This window comes from Siminovitchia fortis (assembly GCF_003605365.2).
GTDB classification, from domain to species: Bacteria; Bacillota; Bacilli; order Bacillales; family Bacillaceae_C; genus Siminovitchia; species Siminovitchia fortis.
Map to the genome: position 1 here is coordinate 1 of NZ_QYTU02000053.1, position 18,126 is coordinate 18,126.

General features: G+C 37.5%; 8 protein-coding genes and 3 pseudogenes. 9 read left to right on the forward strand and 2 right to left on the reverse strand.

Features of this window, described 5'->3' with window-relative positions:
• The first annotated feature begins 82 nt into the window (after window positions 1-82).
• From D4N35_RS16395 to tagH (D4N35_RS16415), 5 genes and pseudogenes are all read left to right on the forward strand, one after another.
• Window positions 83-3,397 carry a CDP-glycerol glycerophosphotransferase family protein gene (locus D4N35_RS16395; protein WP_120075618.1) on the forward strand — a complete coding sequence of 1,105 codons (3,315 nt, stop codon included), beginning with the start codon at window positions 83-85 and terminating at the stop codon, window positions 3,395-3,397.
• A 373-nt stretch (window positions 3,398-3,770) separates the two neighbouring features.
• The gene (locus D4N35_RS16400; protein WP_120075620.1) at window positions 3,771-5,627 is read left to right on the forward strand and encodes an LTA synthase family protein; all 1,857 of its coding nucleotides are present in this window, start codon (window positions 3,771-3,773) and stop codon (window positions 5,625-5,627) included.
• Between the two features lie 310 nt (window positions 5,628-5,937).
• Window positions 5,938-7,149, forward strand: a pseudogene (locus tag D4N35_RS16405) (CDP-glycerol glycerophosphotransferase family protein); the annotation flags it as partial.
• Between the two features lie 183 nt (window positions 7,150-7,332).
• Window positions 7,333-8,150, forward strand: a pseudogene (locus D4N35_RS16410) (ABC transporter permease).
• Window positions 8,151-8,165: 15 nt separating this feature from the next.
• Window positions 8,166-8,972 (forward strand): teichoic acids export ABC transporter ATP-binding subunit TagH, encoded by an 807-nt coding sequence (tagH, locus tag D4N35_RS16415; protein WP_120075634.1) that lies wholly within the window; start codon window positions 8,166-8,168, stop codon window positions 8,970-8,972.
• 248 nt (window positions 8,973-9,220) lie between these two features.
• Here tagH (D4N35_RS16415) and D4N35_RS16420 read toward each other — a convergent pair whose 3' ends face one another.
• Both D4N35_RS16420 and D4N35_RS16425 read right to left on the reverse strand, forming a co-directional pair.
• Entirely contained in the window at window positions 9,221-10,954 is a 1,734-nt protein-coding gene (locus tag D4N35_RS16420; protein WP_120075623.1) for a C39 family peptidase, read from the reverse strand.
• A 440-nt stretch (window positions 10,955-11,394) separates the two neighbouring features.
• Complete coding sequence (locus D4N35_RS16425; protein WP_120075625.1) at window positions 11,395-12,936, reverse strand: glycosyltransferase family 2 protein; 1,542 nt, start codon at window positions 12,934-12,936, stop codon at window positions 11,395-11,397.
• A gap of 140 nt (window positions 12,937-13,076) precedes the next feature.
• On the opposite strand from D4N35_RS16425, the pseudogene D4N35_RS16430 reads away from it, so the two are divergent.
• The 4 genes and pseudogenes from D4N35_RS16430 to D4N35_RS16445 all read left to right on the forward strand — a co-directional run.
• A pseudogene (locus D4N35_RS16430) lies at window positions 13,077-14,240 on the forward strand (CDP-glycerol glycerophosphotransferase family protein); the annotation flags it as partial.
• A gap of 15 nt (window positions 14,241-14,255) precedes the next feature.
• Window positions 14,256-15,074: an ABC transporter permease gene (locus tag D4N35_RS16435; RefSeq protein WP_120075629.1), complete on the forward strand. Its 819-nt coding sequence runs from the start codon at window positions 14,256-14,258 to the stop codon at window positions 15,072-15,074.
• Window positions 15,075-15,085: 11 nt separating this feature from the next.
• Window positions 15,086-15,892 carry a teichoic acids export ABC transporter ATP-binding subunit TagH gene (tagH, locus tag D4N35_RS16440; RefSeq protein ID WP_120075631.1) on the forward strand — a complete coding sequence of 269 codons (807 nt, stop codon included), beginning with the start codon at window positions 15,086-15,088 and terminating at the stop codon, window positions 15,890-15,892.
• Window positions 15,893-16,014: 122 nt separating this feature from the next.
• On the forward strand, window positions 16,015-18,126 hold a 2,112-nt coding region (locus D4N35_RS16445), incomplete at its 3' end, for an Ig-like domain-containing protein (protein WP_120075633.1).

Genomic DNA, 18,126 nt, shown 5'->3' on the forward strand with positions numbered 1-18,126 from the left:
AAATTTACTTTCGTAATTTGGGATTAACAGCTTTATTGTACTATAATGAAAAAGAACTAATTTTTTTTAGTAGGTGTTGGTTATGAGAATGTTTTCTTGGATAAGGAGAATTAGAAAAAAGGTTCGTTTTAAGAAGACCTTGAATATCACTCAAGTAAATAATTCGTTAAATATATCGGGCAGGATTGAGGGGCCTGAAAATCATGTTGTTGGTTTGTGGCTTGTTTCTCGAAATGAAAAATCAAAAATTAAGGTTCAAGGCATGTCTCCAAGAAATGAATTTGAATTTAATATCCCCTTAGAAGATTTACACTCTTTGTTACAAGGAGAGAAGGAAGACACATTTGATTGGTTTTTGCAAGTTCATCGCAGACATTGCGAGTTTAATTTTTCCGGGGAACAAAAAGAAGATTTTCCTGTTATAGAAAAAAACGGCGAATTATACGTGGATTATTTAATACGTTGTGGAAGATTTCAAAACATGAAAGTAGAAGGTATGAAGTATTATTATCATGATGCAGAGTCATTAATAAATTATCTTACCGATAAAGGAAACCTTTCTATTATTAAGAATAAAGAAATCGAAATACCTATTAGGAATCAAATAGAAAGATTGATAAACACTAATAATGGAATAAAGCTCGAAGGCAAGCTGTTTACGAGAACCTCTATAATAAATAATGGAGAAGTTATTCTTAGGGGAAGAGAAACAAAAAGCTTCCTGCATTTTCCAAAAGTAACTTTCAATATTTTAGAAAAAGAAACAGAAGCAAAATTTGGTTTATACAGGTATAAATATTCCGCCGAAATAGATCTTAAAGATTTCAAGGACGGTAAACTCCTTGAAGAAGATATTTATGACTTTTTTCTAAGACTAGAGTTGAATAATTCTATTGAAGATAAGTATATACGTATAGGGCGACCAACTTTCAGCACGCGCTTCTTTTTAAAAGACTTTAATTTAAAAAACTCTGAACAAGCGATTGTAGTTAATCCTTATTTTACTTTTAAATACAACAATCTATCATTAGAAGTTTATAAATACCCTATTGAAACTTTTAATTATCTTCGTAGATTAATGCGTTGGTCATGGCTTGTAAAGAGCATAAATAAGAAAAATGATGTTTGGTTAGTAGGAGAAAGGATTTACAAGGCCCAAGATACTGGATACGCATTTTTTAAATATGTACGGGAAAAATACCCTGATAAAAAAATATATTATGTTATTGATAAGGATTCTCCTGAAAAGGATAACGTATTGAAATATGGAAATGTTTTAGATTTCAAATCCAAAAAACATATTCTATATACACTGATTTCAAAAAAAGTAATATCTTCCCACCATCCCGATTATTTATACCCCCTTAGGACGACGAAGTTTAAAAATAAGGTTACCGGTGATAAAGTGTTTTTGCAACACGGGGTAATGGGGACTAAAAATATGGTTGCCAACTATGGCAAGAATGCACACGGGTTTGACACAGACCTTTTCATGGTAAGTTCTGATTTTGAAAAAGAGATGATTGTCAATGATTTTGGCTATTCTCCAAAAGATATATTTGTTACAGGGCTATCCAGATTCGATACTTTATTTAAAGATGACGTTGAAAAGAAAAGGCAAATCCTTATTATACCTACATGGCGTGATTGGATTGTATCTGAAGAGGCTTTTTTTGAAAGTGAGTACTATGAAAGGTACGAGCAGCTAATCAATAGTAGAAAGTTACAACAGTTGGCAAATGAGCATCACTTTGAAGTTGTTTTTTGTTTGCACCCTAACATGCAAAGATTCAGCAAGTTTTTTGAGAATCCTTTTGTTAAAGTAATCAATCAAGGTGAGATTGATGTGCAATTCCTAATCAAACAAAGTGCTTTAATGATTACAGATTATTCCAGTGTGGGATTTGATTTTAGTTTCCTTTATAAGCCCGTTGTATATTACCAATTTGACCGTGCAAGATTTATTGGAAAAAGACCTTCCCATTTGGATTTAGACAATGATTTACCAGGTGAAATTTGTTATGAGCTTGAGGATATTCTTCAGTTGATAGAAGAATATGCAAAAAAAGATTTTCAAATGAAACAAACCTACCAAGTACGAGCTAAAAAATTCATTAAATATAGAGACCTTTCCTCTTCTGAAAGAATATATCAGGTAATTAGGGATAATGGAGCTAGAAAAAAACTTTTGCGGAGACCTAAGTTGGATATGCTGGCCAAAGAACTATTTCGTCGGTATAGACGAAGCGATTTTTATTTTCCGAGTATGAAATTGTTTTACCGTATCGGTTCAAAAGTTATAAAAGTCGATAAAAAACTGATCCTTTTTGAAAGTGGCGTAGGCAAGCAGTTTGGTGACAGCCCTAAAAATATATACGAAGAAATTCTTCGTCAGAACTTGGATTACAAAAAGGTATGGGTCTATAACAAACAACATCGTTTCCCTGATCCTGATACAAAAAGAATAAAGAGGCTTAGCCCGCAATATTATTACTATTTATTAAAGGCGGGTTATTGGGTAAACAATCAAAACTTCCCAACATACATTAAAAAAAGGCCACAGACTGTTTATTTACAAACCTGGCATGGAACACCTCTTAAGAAAATGCTTTATGATATTGAAGAAGTCCATGGAAGAAGCGATGACTATATCGAAAGGGTTGGAAATGCCGTGAAAAACTGGGATTTCCTTATTTCGCCAAGCCCTTATGCAACTAAGGCTTTTAGAAGTGCGTTTCGTTATGATGGTGAAGTTTTAGAGACTGGTTATCCACGTAATGATATCTTCTATAGAAGTGAAAAAGATGAGATTGCCAGGAGCGTAAGAAGGAAATTAAATATTGAAGAAGATAAAAAGGTCATTCTTTATGCTCCTACTTTTAGGGATGATCAAGTGTCAAATAAAAATAAGTTTTTATTTGATATCCAGATGGACCTTCATAAAATGAGGCAGGAGCTGGGTGATGAGTATGTTTTGTTGCTTAGAATGCATGTCGTTGTAAGTAACAAAATACAAATAGAAGACTCGTTATCTGACTTTGTCTATAACGTTTCCAAATATCCTGACATACAAGATTTGTATCTAATTACAGATATTCTAATTACAGATTATTCATCTGTGATGTTTGACTTTGCCAATACCGGAAGGCCAATGATCTTTTATACGTTTGACCTAGAGAAATACAGGGATAATTTGAGAGGCTTCTATATGGACTTTGAAAACGAAGCACCTGGTCCTTTAGTTTATGATACTGATGAAATAATAGAAAAAATTAAAAAAGTGGGCCTTGTACGGGAAAAATATAATGAAAAGTATATGGAGTTTCGGAAAAAATACTGTCCTTTAGAAGATGGATTAGCTTCCAAAAGGGTAGTGGATCGTGTATTTCATGTTTAAATTTTGCCAAAAAGCTTGTAAAAGGGTGAAGTTTGACTGAACTGCAAGCTTTTTGGTTCACCCTCTCGGTCAAATCTTTTTGAACTCTTTTCGTTTAAACGTTTAAATTAAAATGGAGGAAATTGTAGGCGACCGCTTCAACTATTGATACCACGTCGATCAAGAGGCTTCGTCGATAACCTCATCATAAACAAAAAAGTCTATCGTTTGTACAAAGAGCCGGGTATCTTGTGGCCAAACGCAAAAAGAAGGTCCTAGCCCCCATGAAGCTGCCACGAACAAAACCTATCTTAGTATAAAGGCTTTATTAATAATGAAATATCTTATCTATAGTAATGAATTCTTGTGAAATGTTGTGAGAGAGTGAAAAAAGATGTCTAAGTGGAAAAAGGAAATTATTTTAGGATTATACTTTTTGTTGATCTGTGTAGTGATGGGCCTTAATTCTACTGTGATAGTTGAATGGCTTAATAAAAGTTTATTTGTAGATTTTTCTATGGATGCAAATTTTCGTGTAAATGAATCTTTTTACAATGGGGTTTCATTTGTATTTTTGATCTTCTTAATTATGTATGCAATATTTGGAACTTTTATTGTTAGTATATTAATGACAAATTTACTTTTCGGTGCCCTTGTCTTTGCAAATCAAATTAAAGTAAAAGAGAGAAATGAATTTATTACATTTAAGGAATTACAAACAATTGGATCGCCAAAAGAACTATTATCTTTTATTGATGTTCCGATGGGAACGGCTTTATTAATTATTATATCTGTTATTTCACTACTTGCTATTCTTCACTTCATCAGTAAAGGAATATCCAAAAAAATGAATTTCCGAATCGGAACCAGAGCTAGAGTGGGGATTCTTTTAATTGCTCTTATTCCGTTATTCATCATTTTTACAGAGCCAAGTATTTATAATAAATACGTACTGAAATATGAAGATGCGCATACCCATAATTTTAATCCTGTTTTACGGGCTCAACGAAATGGTTTTATACCCAGTTTTATTCAAACAGTTAAACCTAATTATATGAATAAACCAGCTCATTACAATAAAAAAAATATGCTTAGGATAAACGATAAATATACCAAGATAGCAGGAAAAATTAATGAAAACCGAAAAAAATCATTGAATGATTCCCAAACGATTTTTTACTTAAGCGAATCATTAATGGATCCGATGGCATTACCAGGATTAATAAAAAACGAGACTCCAACCCCATATATTTCTGGAATAATAAAAAATCATATCGGCGGAAAGATGTACAGCCAGTATGTTGGTGGAGGGACTGCAAATATCGAGTGGTCGGTTTTAACTTCTTTTAGTCTTGAAGTATTTAATGAACCATTGTCCATTACACCTTATTCTGACTTCTATGTTGAAGCCAAGAACCATCATACTGCATTAGATTTTTTTCAAAAGGATAAAGTGGCAATTCATCCGTTTACAGCTAACTTATATAAGCGGCGTTCTGTGTATAGTGCTATTGGTTTTGATGATTTCTTATATTTGGACAATGGAATTAAGCATACAGGAAAACTCGGGACTCATAAGAGGGTGGCAGATAAAGAATTCCATAAAGATATATTAAGAGTCGCTAGTGATGATAAGGTTGGCTTCATTCATGCCTTAACAATGCAAAATCACTCTCCCTATACGGGAGAGATTCCAGAAATGGACTATCGACCGGAGATTAATTTTAAGATTTATCCTAAAAAAGAAGTGAAAGGATTAGTAAATTATCTTCAAGGCTTAAAAGCCTCGGATGGAGCTATAGAACAGCTTGTAAAAGAGCTTGCCTCCTCCGATAAAGAAATTAACCTTGTACTATATGGGGATCATTTTCCAAGTTTGTTTAGAGGTCTGGAAGAGCAATTTCCAAATGACCAACTTCATGAAACACCTTGGTTTATTTATATGAATCATGGTCGAAGTGATGGTGGTGTAAAGCTGGATGGTATATCTCCAATTTTTTTCACGACTGTATTATTAAGAGAAGGGAATTATTATGTAACACCTTTCCAAGGTTTGATGGATGAGCTATTGGATCAGGATGTTAAAAGGGTAGGGAATAATTTCGTCGTAACAGACCAAGGCAAAGTGATGGATGAAGACTTAGCAGACGATATCCTTGAAATGGTTGAAGATTACAGGAGCATTGTTTACGATGCATTATTTGGTGCTGATTGGTTACCGGACCAGTTTTTCACTTTTACAAGAAAATGAGGTAATAGTTTTATACAATTATTTTTATTAGTTAGATATTGCAGAAACAGAAATTATGAATGTTGAGAAGAAATTTGGTAATAAAAAATCTGTAATTAAAAGAAAAACATTATTAATAACATTAAGCAACTAGACACACGAATTCAGGAGGCTGTGCAAATGAGTTGACAACAACTGGGCAGGTATTGGAAAGCGGAGGCTGTTTTTAAAGTCTCCGCCTTTTCTCTTCTATTTGAAATCGAATTAGTTCATGTATATAATTTTTAGGATGGCATTGTTATAGAAACAACGGGGAGCTATGATGTTCATGAAAAGATTACTTCATAGGATAAATCAAAGATTGATTCGCCTACGCCGAGGTGTTTTTGTTCAGAAAACTTATAGACTAGCTTTTTTGATTTTGGGGAAATTACCCAGAAAGAAAAACGTTATAATGTTTGAAAGCTTTCATGGAAAGCAATACAGCGACAGCCCAAGGGCAATATATGAATATATGAAAGAAAATAAGCTGCCATACGACATGTACTGGATGGCAGACAGGCGCCACTTATCCACCTTTGAAAAGTTACCGGATGTCCAATATGTAAAAAGGCTTTCTTTGAAGTGGATTTTTCTGATGGCAAGGGCAAAGTATTGGGTGACAAATGCCCGGCTGCCATTATGGCTTCCGAAACCGAAAGAAACGGTATATGTACAAACTTGGCATGGAACTCCGCTCAAAAGGCTTGGGGTCGATATAGAGGAAGTCCATATGCCCGGAACCGATACTCAAAAATATAAGAATAACTTTCTATTTGAAGCAAGCAAGTGGGATTACTTGGTTTCCCCTAATGCATACGCTACAGAAATTTTTAAGCGTGCTTTTGGATTTGATAAAAAGGTGATTGAATCAGGTTATCCAAGGAATGATTTTTTAATCAATCACAATAACCCTGAGAAAGTGGCAGAATTAAAAAAAACTTGCGGATTGCCAGCGGATAAAAAGGTTGTTCTATATGCACCAACCTGGCGGGATAATCAATTCTATGCAAAAGGAAAATATAAGTTTAATCTTAAAATGGATCTGGAACAAATGAAGGAAGAAATTGGCGATCAGTATGTAATTGTATTAAGGATGCATTATCTAGTTGCTGAAAATCTTGATTTAACAGGATTTGAAGATTTTGTCTTTGATTTCTCCAATCACGAAGACATAAGAGAACTATATCTAATTGCTGACTTGCTAATCACCGATTACTCCTCGGTCTTTTTCGATTACGCTAACTTGAAGCGCCCCATGATTTTCTTTGTATATGATATCGAAGAATATCGCGATAATCTTCGGGGATTTTACTTTGATTTTGAAAAGAAAGCTCCGGGCCCATTGGTCAAGACAACCGATGAGATCATTAGGGAGATCAAGGATATAGATGAAAATGGTTTTACTCTTACTAACAATATAGAAGAGTTCTACAATAAGTTCTGTTATTTGGAGGATGGCCATGCAAGCGAAAGGGTTATAAGAGAAGTGTTTGAAAAGTAATGGAAAAGGCAGTTGTTTTCACCAACTTTGCGATGGGAACAACTGCTTTTCATCTTTTATTGTCTTTTCCCCTGCCTACTTGTATAATTTATAAGGATATTGAGGTTTGCTTGTACTTGAAAAACTAGTGATCTTTTTTAGGGAGCATCAAGAGAAGATCAGGCTTTTGAAAGGACACATTTAATGAAATCTGCAATTCTAGTAATAAAAGAACAAATAGAGCATTTCTATTTAATTAGAAGATTATCCGTGTATGAATTAAAAAGTAAAAATAAAAGTAATTATTTGGGAATGGCTTGGGAGATTATTAATCCAGTCATCCAGATCATGATTTATTGGTTTGTATTCGGAAGTATTCGGCAGAGAGCAGATATTGAAGTAGTGCCGGGTTTTGAAGTCCCTTTTATTCATTGGCTTCTTGGGGGATTTGTCCTATGGACTTTTTTTACCAATCAACAATCCAAGGGTCAAAGTCTATATACACAAGACTTCGTATGTTATCAAGAATGAACTTTCCTATGAGTGTGATTCCTAACATTGCTATATTTTCACAGTTTTACACTCATCTGGTTTTATTAGGGGTTACCTTTATAATTTTTCAGATTTCGGGTTACTATGTGAGTGTGTATTTTCTTCAAATTATTTATTTTGTTTTTGCAACATTTTGTTTGGTATTTGCTATTTCCTTAATAACCTCTACTTTATCAACCATTATCAGGGATGTTCATATGTTTTTGAATGCGACTCTCAGGATGTTATTATACCTATCTCCAGTCCTTTGGCAGCTTACAATATTGGATGAGCCTCTGTCGACGATCATGAAAGTGAATCCTCTGTATTATATTATAGAAGGATATCGAGCGGCATTCTTTGGTACCGAGTGGTATTTTATTAACCATTGGCAGTACTCCTTATATTTCTGGGGGCTTGTTGTCGTTTTACTATTGTTGGGATCGAAAATTCACGTGAAATTCAGAAGGCATTTCATTGATTACTTATAGATGGTTGGGATCAGCATGGAGAAAGCCATTATCGTTAAAAATATCGTAAAAAAGTATAAATTGTATAGCGGAGATAAAGAGCGGATTTTGGATCTTCTTTTACCCAAAAGTTATGGGGAAGATTTTTATGCGTTGGCGGGTGTAAGTTTTGAAGCTGAAAAGGGAGACGTCATCGGGTTCGTCGGAATGAACGGATCGGGGAAGTCAACGCTTTCAAATATCATTGCAGGTATTGTTCCCGAGACATCTGGCTCTGTCCAAGTGAATGGGCAAGCGGCATTAATTGCTGTAGCAGCCGGCCTGAAGGCGGATTTATCCGGAAGAGATAATATTGAGCTGAAGCTGTTGATGTTAGGATTTTCGAAAGAGGAAATCAAAGAACTGGAGCCCGAAATCATTGAGTTCTCTGAGCTTGGGAAATTCATTGACCAGCCTGTTAAATCTTATTCGAGCGGCATGAGATCGCGTTTAGGGTTTGCTATATCAGTAAATGTAGATCCAGACATTTTAATTATTGATGAGGCACTATCAGTAGGAGATAAAGCTTTCGCTGAGAAAAGTCTGGATAAAATGAAGGAATTCAAAAAGCAAGGGAAAACGATGATTTTCGTCAGCCACTCCATAGGACAAATGAAGCGGTTTTGCGATAAGATCCTTTGGCTGGAATATGGCATGGTAAAAGATTTCGGTCCAGTAGGTGAAATCATTCCAAAATATGAAAAGTTCTTAAATGAATTTAAAAAGCTTCCAGGCAAAGAAAAAGAGAAGTACAAGGAAGAAGCAATGAAAAGGCAGCAAGAGGCTTTATTAGAAAAAGTCTAATCAATTAAAACTGCCTCACTATGGACGTGCAGGCAGTTTTAATTTTGTAGCGAAAGGAGCATTCGTTAGCTCTGCGTCACATTTGCATCGAAATTGAATGATTTTGCGATTCGAATTTTAAATTGCCAAAATGGATTATACTTCCAGCTTATTAGGGTAAGAAATAAAATAAGCGTACCTTTTCGGTACGCATAGCGAGGAACTGCTGTGAAATAGTATGCGTTGTTTAATTGGGGGAGTACTGAAGGTTAATAAGTAATCGCTCGTTTTGCTTGGTTTCCCCACAATTTATTGAATTTCGTCTTACTGATCTTCACATCTTTTTTGTTTGTCCAAGGATCATTATAATAATAATACTTTTCATCAAATCCCGTGAGGGTCAAGGCATGAACCGTAAATCCGTGAATAGGCGAGCCCCAAATGACAATGGGCTTGTTTTTTAATAATTGCTTCTCCAAGTTTTTGTTGCTGGTCCCTGTGAGATTTTGCGCACTGCCCGCATATTTCTTCACAAGGCCGGTTAAAGCTGAGGGATATATGGTCCAGCCGGATCTTGAATAAGGATTTCCGACATATCCCAAGTTTGGATTCCAAATATGCTTTGGCATCTCATTGGCCAATTTTATTTTATTAATATTTTTGATGTCTTTATACTGCAACATCATCGTTACTGCTGTGATCTCGCAGCCTGTTGGCAATTCAGGCAGCTGGCTGATGATCGGGACGTTTAAGATGATGCTGTTTATTCTCGACCCGTGTCCGCCGTATACAGTGTTCGGCTTGTATTTATATTGGGCAAGGGCCTTTTTTGTTCCTTTCTGTCTTTTCACAGCCTTCGTCAAATAGCCTTTATTGTTAAGGTATAGAATGTATTTAATATTGTTCGCGTGGCTACCGTACTTGGTGCCCGCGTAATATTCATACCAGGAAAGGACTTTTTTAGACCCCTTCTCTCTTTTAGCCGCTTTCGTAATATTTCCTTTGTTGTTGAGATAAAAAATATACTTAATATTGTTCGCGTGGCTACCGTACTTGGTGCCTGCGTAATACTCATACCAGGAAAGAACTTTTTTAGACCCCTTTTCTCTTTTAGCCGCTTTCGTGATATTTTCTTTGTTGTTAAGGTAGAAAATATATTTAATATTGTTCGCGTGGCCTCCGTATTTAGCACCAGCGTAATACTCATACCAGGAAAGGATTTTTNCTCCGTATTTAGCACCAGCGTAATACTCATACCAGGAAAGGATTTTTTTAGAGCCTTTCTCTCTTTTTTCTGCTTTCGTGATATTTTCTTGACCGTTGAGGTAAAAAATATATTTGATATTGTTTGTATGGGCTCCATATTTGGTTTTTGGATAATATTCATAGTACCTGATAACCTTTTGGTCATGCTGACTCCATTGTTCGGAGCTAGTTATGTTTCCGATCGAATCCAGATTAAAAACATACCTAACCTGTTTATCAACGTCATCTATTTTTGTACCGGGATAGAATTCTTTTATTTGAATGACTTGATTTTCCTTATTATAAACCTCGGCGTATTTGATTTCCCCTTGTTCATTTAAGTAATACTTTGTATCTTCGATCGTTACTTCATTTTCAGGCATTTCCAAGGATTTAAGTTTGATAGAGTCACTTTTATCTTTTTCATCAATCGTTTGTTCCTCCATCTTTTCCATTGGGTCCATCTCTTCAGCTGGACTGTCATCTTCAGTTACAGACTTATCCTTGTTTTCTTCCTTAGCGGGCATATCCGTATGTTCTTTGTCTTCCTGATCACTTTGCTCGTCTTCCGCCGGTTCGGTTTCGCTGTCGCTTTCCGTGTTTATTTGTTGATCTTCATTCAATATTTCCTCATGCTGTTCAACGTTGTTTGTTTCTTTATCGTACTGAGCAGAATTCATCTCAGCAGAAGCTGATATACTTAAGAGAGAAAAGACCAGCGTGGAACTTAGCATGAAAACTAGTATTCTTTTAACCATTTGTTCTCCTTTCAAGTAATATGAAATGTTTTCCAACAATGACAATTTTACTATAAACCAGTATGTTTGTAGATATAAAAATAGATTTATATAAAATTATTTGGAAAAGCAAAAATAAAGGTCAAAGCAGATTTAAAAAATGTTCTAAATCATATTAGGTATATGCAGAAGATGAGGGGAAGTTAAATTAATGGATGTGTGTAATAAAAGGGTGATAAAAAAGAAAACCTCGGGGAAAGAAAATCCAATTTCCCTCGAGGTTTCGATCTGTTCGTGACCACACTCATAACCCGCTTTTCCAGGCTCATAACAATCCATCTGCGGATTATATTACTCTTCCTTCAGGTCATATATGTGAAGTTTGGATCATATACCTAATTTTCCGGATCATAAATAGCAGTTTCCGCTTATATCCAGTCACAGCAGTCAGGAAGGGATCGTCACTTCACAATCACCCCAAAGTTATCCCCAATCGTCGTATAAAAATCAATTTTCTTACCGCCATGTTCAAAAATCCGCCGCGTGTTCATTTTGATATGCAGTTTCCTGTAATCGTAATACCTGATAAACATCGTATGGCTTGCGGTATTCAATTGTGCCAGTAAATCCAGAGGGATTTCGACTTCAAACAAATTCTCTTCAATTCGCTCGACGGGCAGGACGTTCTCATTCATTTCATTATCGCGTTGGCGAATCACAAAGCAGTTGATTTTATCCAGATAGTCACCGTAGACGTTGACCCTTAAAATATATCGATCCCCTGTTTTCATATGCTCTTTATATACCGCCAGCATGTTGATTCTTGCCCACTCATAAGGTTCCTCTAGCGGAAGCCAGTAATACGGCAGGCCATCTTCCCGGATCACTGTTTCTTTTGTCGTATCTTTCAAGCTCCATTCAATCAACTTAACGATGTCGTCATAGCGCTCCCGTTTGAAAAGATCGACGAGCACCCGATGCCATGGTTCAAAGAAGTTCTCTGTAAAATCGTATCGCAGACCCTTAGTCGTCTCCAGAACTTCTGCAAACTTCTTATAATACTTATCTTTTCGAGTGGACCTTAGAAAGTGATGCCTGTTAAATAACCGGGTAATACAATCGAATTCGTAGAGACGGTTCAAAACCATCCGCTCAATTTCCTCAGGGAGCTCCTTCTGGATGACATGCTTGATGACAGCCAGGTTCGTATCGGTTTTCTCAAAAATGGTCGTTGTTCCTACAAGACTTTTATTATCTTTAAAACGGTTGACGTAATAGATAACATCCTTTGTTGTTGAGATGCTCGGGCAGTTTGTTAGGACATCGATGAAAAACTGCTTGTCTTCTGCGAATTTCATATGGGGAAACCGGCAGTTATGATCTCGCAAAAACTGTGTCCGCATCATTCTGGCTGTAGGGCCCAGGTGTTGGAAAATATGCGGAATTGTGTAGGGATTGATCGACTCCCGATATTCGCAGCTATTGTACTCCCCCGCGACGACAAACTTATTGTCCTCCACTTTTATCGTCCTGCCGATGGCATACGGGTCTCCGGTTTTTTCGAGCAGTTCGTAAAGGGCTTCGATTCCCCCTGGGCTCAGCCAATCATCAGAGTCAATGAACATGGTATATTTGCCCCTGGCAAGGTCAATCCCCACGTTTCTAGGTGTGGCCGGCGAGCCGTTGTTAGTTTTGAAAAAAACAGGAACGATGTTTGGGTAAGATCCCGCGTAATCCAGGATAATCGAGCGGGAACCGTCCGTCGATTTATCGTCAACGATGATGAACTCAACCTCTTTAAAACCGATTGTTTGATCAATTACGGAATCAATTGTTTTCCGAAGTGTTTTTTCTGCATTAAATACAGGCATGATCAGGGAGACTTTAGGATTAGCCGGCCTGTTTGTCGGATGAATATAATAACCTTCTTGATTATAGGTAAATGAATTGTTGGCTGGATCCGTAGCCTGTTTCTTAAAAATCCGGGTTAAAAAGGTAAGCATCTTAAACCTCCATGCAATTAAAGTGGCAATATCTATTATTTTCCTTGGACAATTTTTATAAACGTAAAATGATTTATGTGCTCATTCATTGGACATACTTTTGATATGTATATCATTTGTTGTGGTGATCATTTATGAAAAAAAAGCTGAGGAAACGTCTGAAAAAAGTATATAAAAAGCTCTTCAAATTCATGGCGGTCACATTGCCTAAAAACCCGAAACTTATTATCTTTGAAAGCTTTCAGGGAAAGCAGTACAGTGATAATCCGAGGGCAATTTATGAGTATCTTCAGAATCATTATTCGGATTATACCATGTACTGGAGCATTGATAAACGAAAAATTCAGGATTTGGAGGATTATCCGATTAAAATCGTCCGCCGTTTCTCTCTCAAATGGCTTTTTTTAATGACGAGGGCGAAATATTGGGTGACGAATTGCAGGATGCCGCTTTGGGTCAGCAAATCCCCCCAGACGGTCTATGTCCAGACATGGCACGGCACTCCATTAAAACGGCTGGGGCTGGACATAGATGAAGTTCACATGCCCGGAACCAATACGAAGAAATATAAACGAAATTTTACGAAGGAATCGGCAAAATGGGATTATTTGATTTCACCAAATGGCTATTCCACTGAAATATTCAGGCAGGCATTTGATTTTAAGAAAAAAGTGATTGAGTCCGGGTATCCGAGAAACGATTTTTTAATCCAATCCAATAACGCTGTGGCGTCCGCCAAGATCAAGAACGCCTGCGGGCTTCCTATTGATAGGAAGGTGATATTGTACGCCCCGACATGGCGGGACAATCAGTATTATTCCAAGGGGAGATACAAGTTTGATCTGCAGATTGATCTGGATACGCTGAAAAAAGAATTGGGAAATGAGTACGTCATTTTGCTCAGGCTCCATTATCTTGTTTCGGAAAACCTGGACTTGTCAGGAATGGAAGGATTCGTGTTCGATGTTTCGTCTTACGGGGACATCCGTGATTTGTATCTCATTTCCGATGTGCTGGTCACTGACTATTCATCCGTATTTTTCGATTACGCCAATCTGAAGCGGCCGATGATCTTTTTCGTTCATGATATCGAAGAGTACCGCGATCAGCTGCGCGGGTTTTATTTCGATTTTGAAAAAGAAGCGCCGGGTCCGCTCGTTCGGACGACGGAGGAACTGATTGCCGAAATCCGCCGTATAGAACTAAACGGATTCTTGCTCTGCGAAAATTTTTATAAAAAATTTTGCCATCTGGAAAACGGGAAGGCCAGTGAACAGGTCGTGAAAGAAATATTCCAATTGTAAAGAGGCGGGATTTTTGTGAAATCTGCCGTTACCGTTATTAAGGAACTCATTGAAAATTTTTATTTAGTCAGAAGGCTGTCTCTTTATGAACTAAAAAGTAAAAACAAAAATAATTATTTAGGGATGACCTGGGAGTTTTTGAATCCCGTCATCCAAATACTAATCTATTGGTTCGTGTTTGGAAGCATCCGTCAGCGGGCTGATATAGAAGTAGTGCCGGGATATGAGGTTCCTTTTATCTATTGGCTTCTCGGCGGGTTCATCTTATGGACATTTTTTTACCAGTCAACCATCCAGGGATCAAAATCCATTTATACAAGACTGCGGATGTTATCGAGAATGAATTTTCCGATGAGCGTCATTCCCGCCATCGCGATTTTTTCACAGTTTTATACACACGTTATCCTGCTGGGAGTCGCGTTTGTGATTTTCCAGCTGGGAGGCTTTTATGTCAGTGTGTATTTTCTCCAAGTGATTTATTTTATTTTTGCATCCTTTTGTTTAGTCTTTGCTATTTCTCTGATCACGTCAACTTTGTCCACGATCATCAGGGATGTCCATATGTTTTTAAATGCGACGCTGCGAATGCTGCTCTATCTGTCGCCGGTCCTTTGGCAATTTTCCATTTTGGAGGAGCCATTGCCGACGATTCTGAAATTGAATCCGTTGTATTATTTGATCGAAGGCTATCGTTCTGCGTTGTTTGGAACAGAGTGGTACTTCCTTGAGCACTGGCAATATACCCTTTATTTTTGGGGTATTGTTATGGTTTTGTTATTATTCGGAGCAAAAATCCATGTGAAATTCCGCAGGCATTTCATTGACTATTTATAGGTGTGATACGTATGGAGAAAGCGATTATCGCGAAAAACATCACAAAAAAATATAAGCTTTACAGCAACAATAAGGAGCGTATTTTGGATCTCCTTTTTCCAAAAAGCTATGGGGAGGACTTCTATGCGTTGGCAGACGTGAGCTTTGAAGCGGAAAAAGGCGATTCTGTAGGCTTTATCGGCATGAACGGATCAGGAAAATCGACTTTGGCTAACGTTATTGCCGGCATTGTTCCGGAAACATCTGGAAGCGTAGAGGTGAATGGACAGGCGTCTTTGATTGCAGTGGCCGCTGGATTGAACGCCGATTTAACAGGCAGGGATAATATCGAACTGAAGTTGCTCATGCTTGGTTTTTCAAAACAGGAAATTGTTGACCTGGAGCCGGAAATCATTGATTTTTCAGAGCTTGGGAAGTTCATCGATCAGCCAGTCAAATCCTATTCCAGCGGAATGCGGTCCCGCCTCGGATTTGCCATTTCAGTCAACGTCAATCCGGATATTCTGATCATCGACGAAGCCCTCTCTGTCGGAGACAAAGCATTTGCCGAAAAAAGCCTGGACAAAATGAAGGAATTCAAACAGGAAGGGAAAACCATGATTTTTGTCAGCCATTCCTTAGGGCAGATGAAAAGATTTTGCGATAAAATTTTGTGGCTTGAATATGGAATGGTGAGGGATTACGGATCTGTTGAAGATGTGCTTCCAAAGTATGAGCAGTTCTTGGATGAGTTTAAGAAGCTGTCGGGAAAAGAAAAAGAGGCATATAAGGAGAAGGGGATGGAGAGGCAGCTGGAGATGCTGACATTAAAAATCTAAAAATTTTAATCCAAATTGATAAGATTCCCAAAAATCGAAAAAATTATATGCCGTATGATGAAAAAATCTATTATAATAGTCTCATATCTAGTAATATTTTACCAGTTTGAAAGGGTGGGGAAATGAAAAGGCTGAGAAAATTACTTATTGGGGTAATGGTTTTATTATTAATGATGCCAAGCATGGCAGGTGCCCAAGAAAAAATTGAAAAGGAAATAAGGGCAGGGGAGATTTCTATAAATTTGAAAGAGGATTCTGCCCCGAAAAGGCAGGTGGAAGGGGAGAAGGATCAATACCTTAATCCTGATGATTATCCGTTGATCAATGAAGGTGGATTTGTAGATTCCTTGATTGATAACAAGTATGCCTCTCATAGAATTACATTTGAAAATGTATCAAGTGAAACAAGCGATAGGATGATTTTTAATATCGAGTATATGTCCAGTTCCGCAACTTACAAAGACCGTTATATGGATTTGAATTTTTATGAGGAATTAAATGGCTCATTGTACTATGTAGGAAGCTCGGATTTTGATACATATGGCTATAGCAGCGCTAGACTTGGCACCCGCATGTCCAAGTCGCTTTACGATGGGCAGCCGTATATTTACGTAAGGCTTGGGGTTTATGGCAGTCTGTCAGACCAGTATTATTCCGATTACACTTTATTTAAGGTTAAAAATCCTTTTTATGCTTCCAATGAAGATCCGCCAAAGCCACCGGCTGAAGGTAAATACGCACTGATCAGCAATGAATCGGTGGTGGGGTCCAATTATCAATATACGGGCAGCTTTACAATTAATAATGATCAATATTCATTGGATAAAAGGCTGGATCCTGAGGCCTATCAGCTCGATGTGGACATTCCATTTGACTATGAAAAATACGCCGATAAAAAAGTTCAAGAAAAAGCGGCAAAAAGATCACTAAATGTAGTTGGGGACAGTAAAGCATTCTGGGTGGTCAATTTTACTACGGACAGAGATTACCAGATTCAAGCCAAGCTTTTATATACCGGTACGAAAGCGAATGTGTGGGTCCATAATAATCAAATTACATCTGAGGCTGCCAGAAAGCTGGGACAGGAATTTGATCAAAAAATCCATCCGGTTGTGACGGAAAACTTTGCAAAAGAATCAGATGTGGACAGGGATGGAAAAATTAATATCCTTTGTTTTGATATTCAGGATGGTTTCTATGGTTACGGGGGATATATTGCCGGTTATTTTTATAGCAGGGACCTGTACGATGTACCGGGCTCAAATAAATCGGAAATATTTTACATCGATACTTATCCGTTAATGGGAATGGGGTCTACAAAGGATGTCAGTGCTGCGTATGATACACTGGCCCATGAATTTCAGCATATGGTCAACTTTAACCAGAACGTATTTGTTGAAAAGGGCCCTTCCATGGATACGTGGTTGAATGAAGGGTTGTCAATGGCTGCCGAACAGATCTATTCCGGTCAAGTATTGACTAATCGTATTGACTATTATAATAGATCAAGTTCTATTACAGCCGGACATTCGTTATTATATTGGGACAATAACGGCGATACTCTATCCAATTACTCTTTGTCCTATCTTTTCGGCCAATATGTCAAGGCGCAAGTGGGCCAGGGGAACAGGGTTTTTAAAGAAATACTGGCCGATAAGAATAATGATTACAAGGCAGTTGAAAATGTCGCAAAAAATTATATCGATCCATCGATTACTTTTGGGAAGCTTATGACGAATTTTCGGGGTGCGCTCTTTTTGAAGGAAAAGACGGGTGTTTTTGGATTCAAAGGAGATCCCGGGTTTAATGGTCTGGAACGGAAGCTTTACTCAGGTTCTTCAACTTTTCTAAGGGGTGGCGGGGCTATTGTCAGGGAATCTGCCGGCAATAATACCATTCCAGCATATAAAGGCGATGATATCACATATACATTTTTTGATGAGCAGGTGGATCAAACGCCTCCTGCTAAACCGGTCGTACAGCCGGTAAGTGATCAGGATACATCGGTGAAGGGAACTGCAGAAGCAGGTTCGACAGTTTTTGTCAAATCAGGAAGCAGAGAATTGGGCCATTCAACGGCTGCTGCTGATCAAACTTTTTCTGTCACTATTCCCGGGCAAAAATCAGGAACAAAATTAACAATTTATGCAGTTGATAAAGCGGGCAACGAAAGTGACTATGTGACTATCACTGTCATAGATAAGACGCCGCCGGACATGCCCGTGGTTTCACAA

Excerpts from the sequence above, each read along its gene's own strand:
- D4N35_RS16395 (WP_120075618.1), top strand. The coding sequence starts at position 83 with ATGAGAATGTTTTCTTGGATAAGGAGAATTAGAAAAAAGGTTCGTTTT.
- D4N35_RS16400 (WP_120075620.1), top strand. The coding sequence starts at position 3,771 with ATGTCTAAGTGGAAAAAGGAAATTATTTTAGGATTATACTTTTTGTTG.
- tagH (WP_120075634.1), top strand. The coding sequence starts at position 8,166 with ATGGAGAAAGCCATTATCGTTAAAAATATCGTAAAAAAGTATAAATTG.
- D4N35_RS16425 (WP_120075625.1), bottom strand. The coding sequence starts at position 12,936 with ATGCTTACCTTTTTAACCCGGATTTTTAAGAAACAGGCTACGGATCCA.
- tagH (WP_120075631.1), top strand. The coding sequence starts at position 15,086 with ATGGAGAAAGCGATTATCGCGAAAAACATCACAAAAAAATATAAGCTT.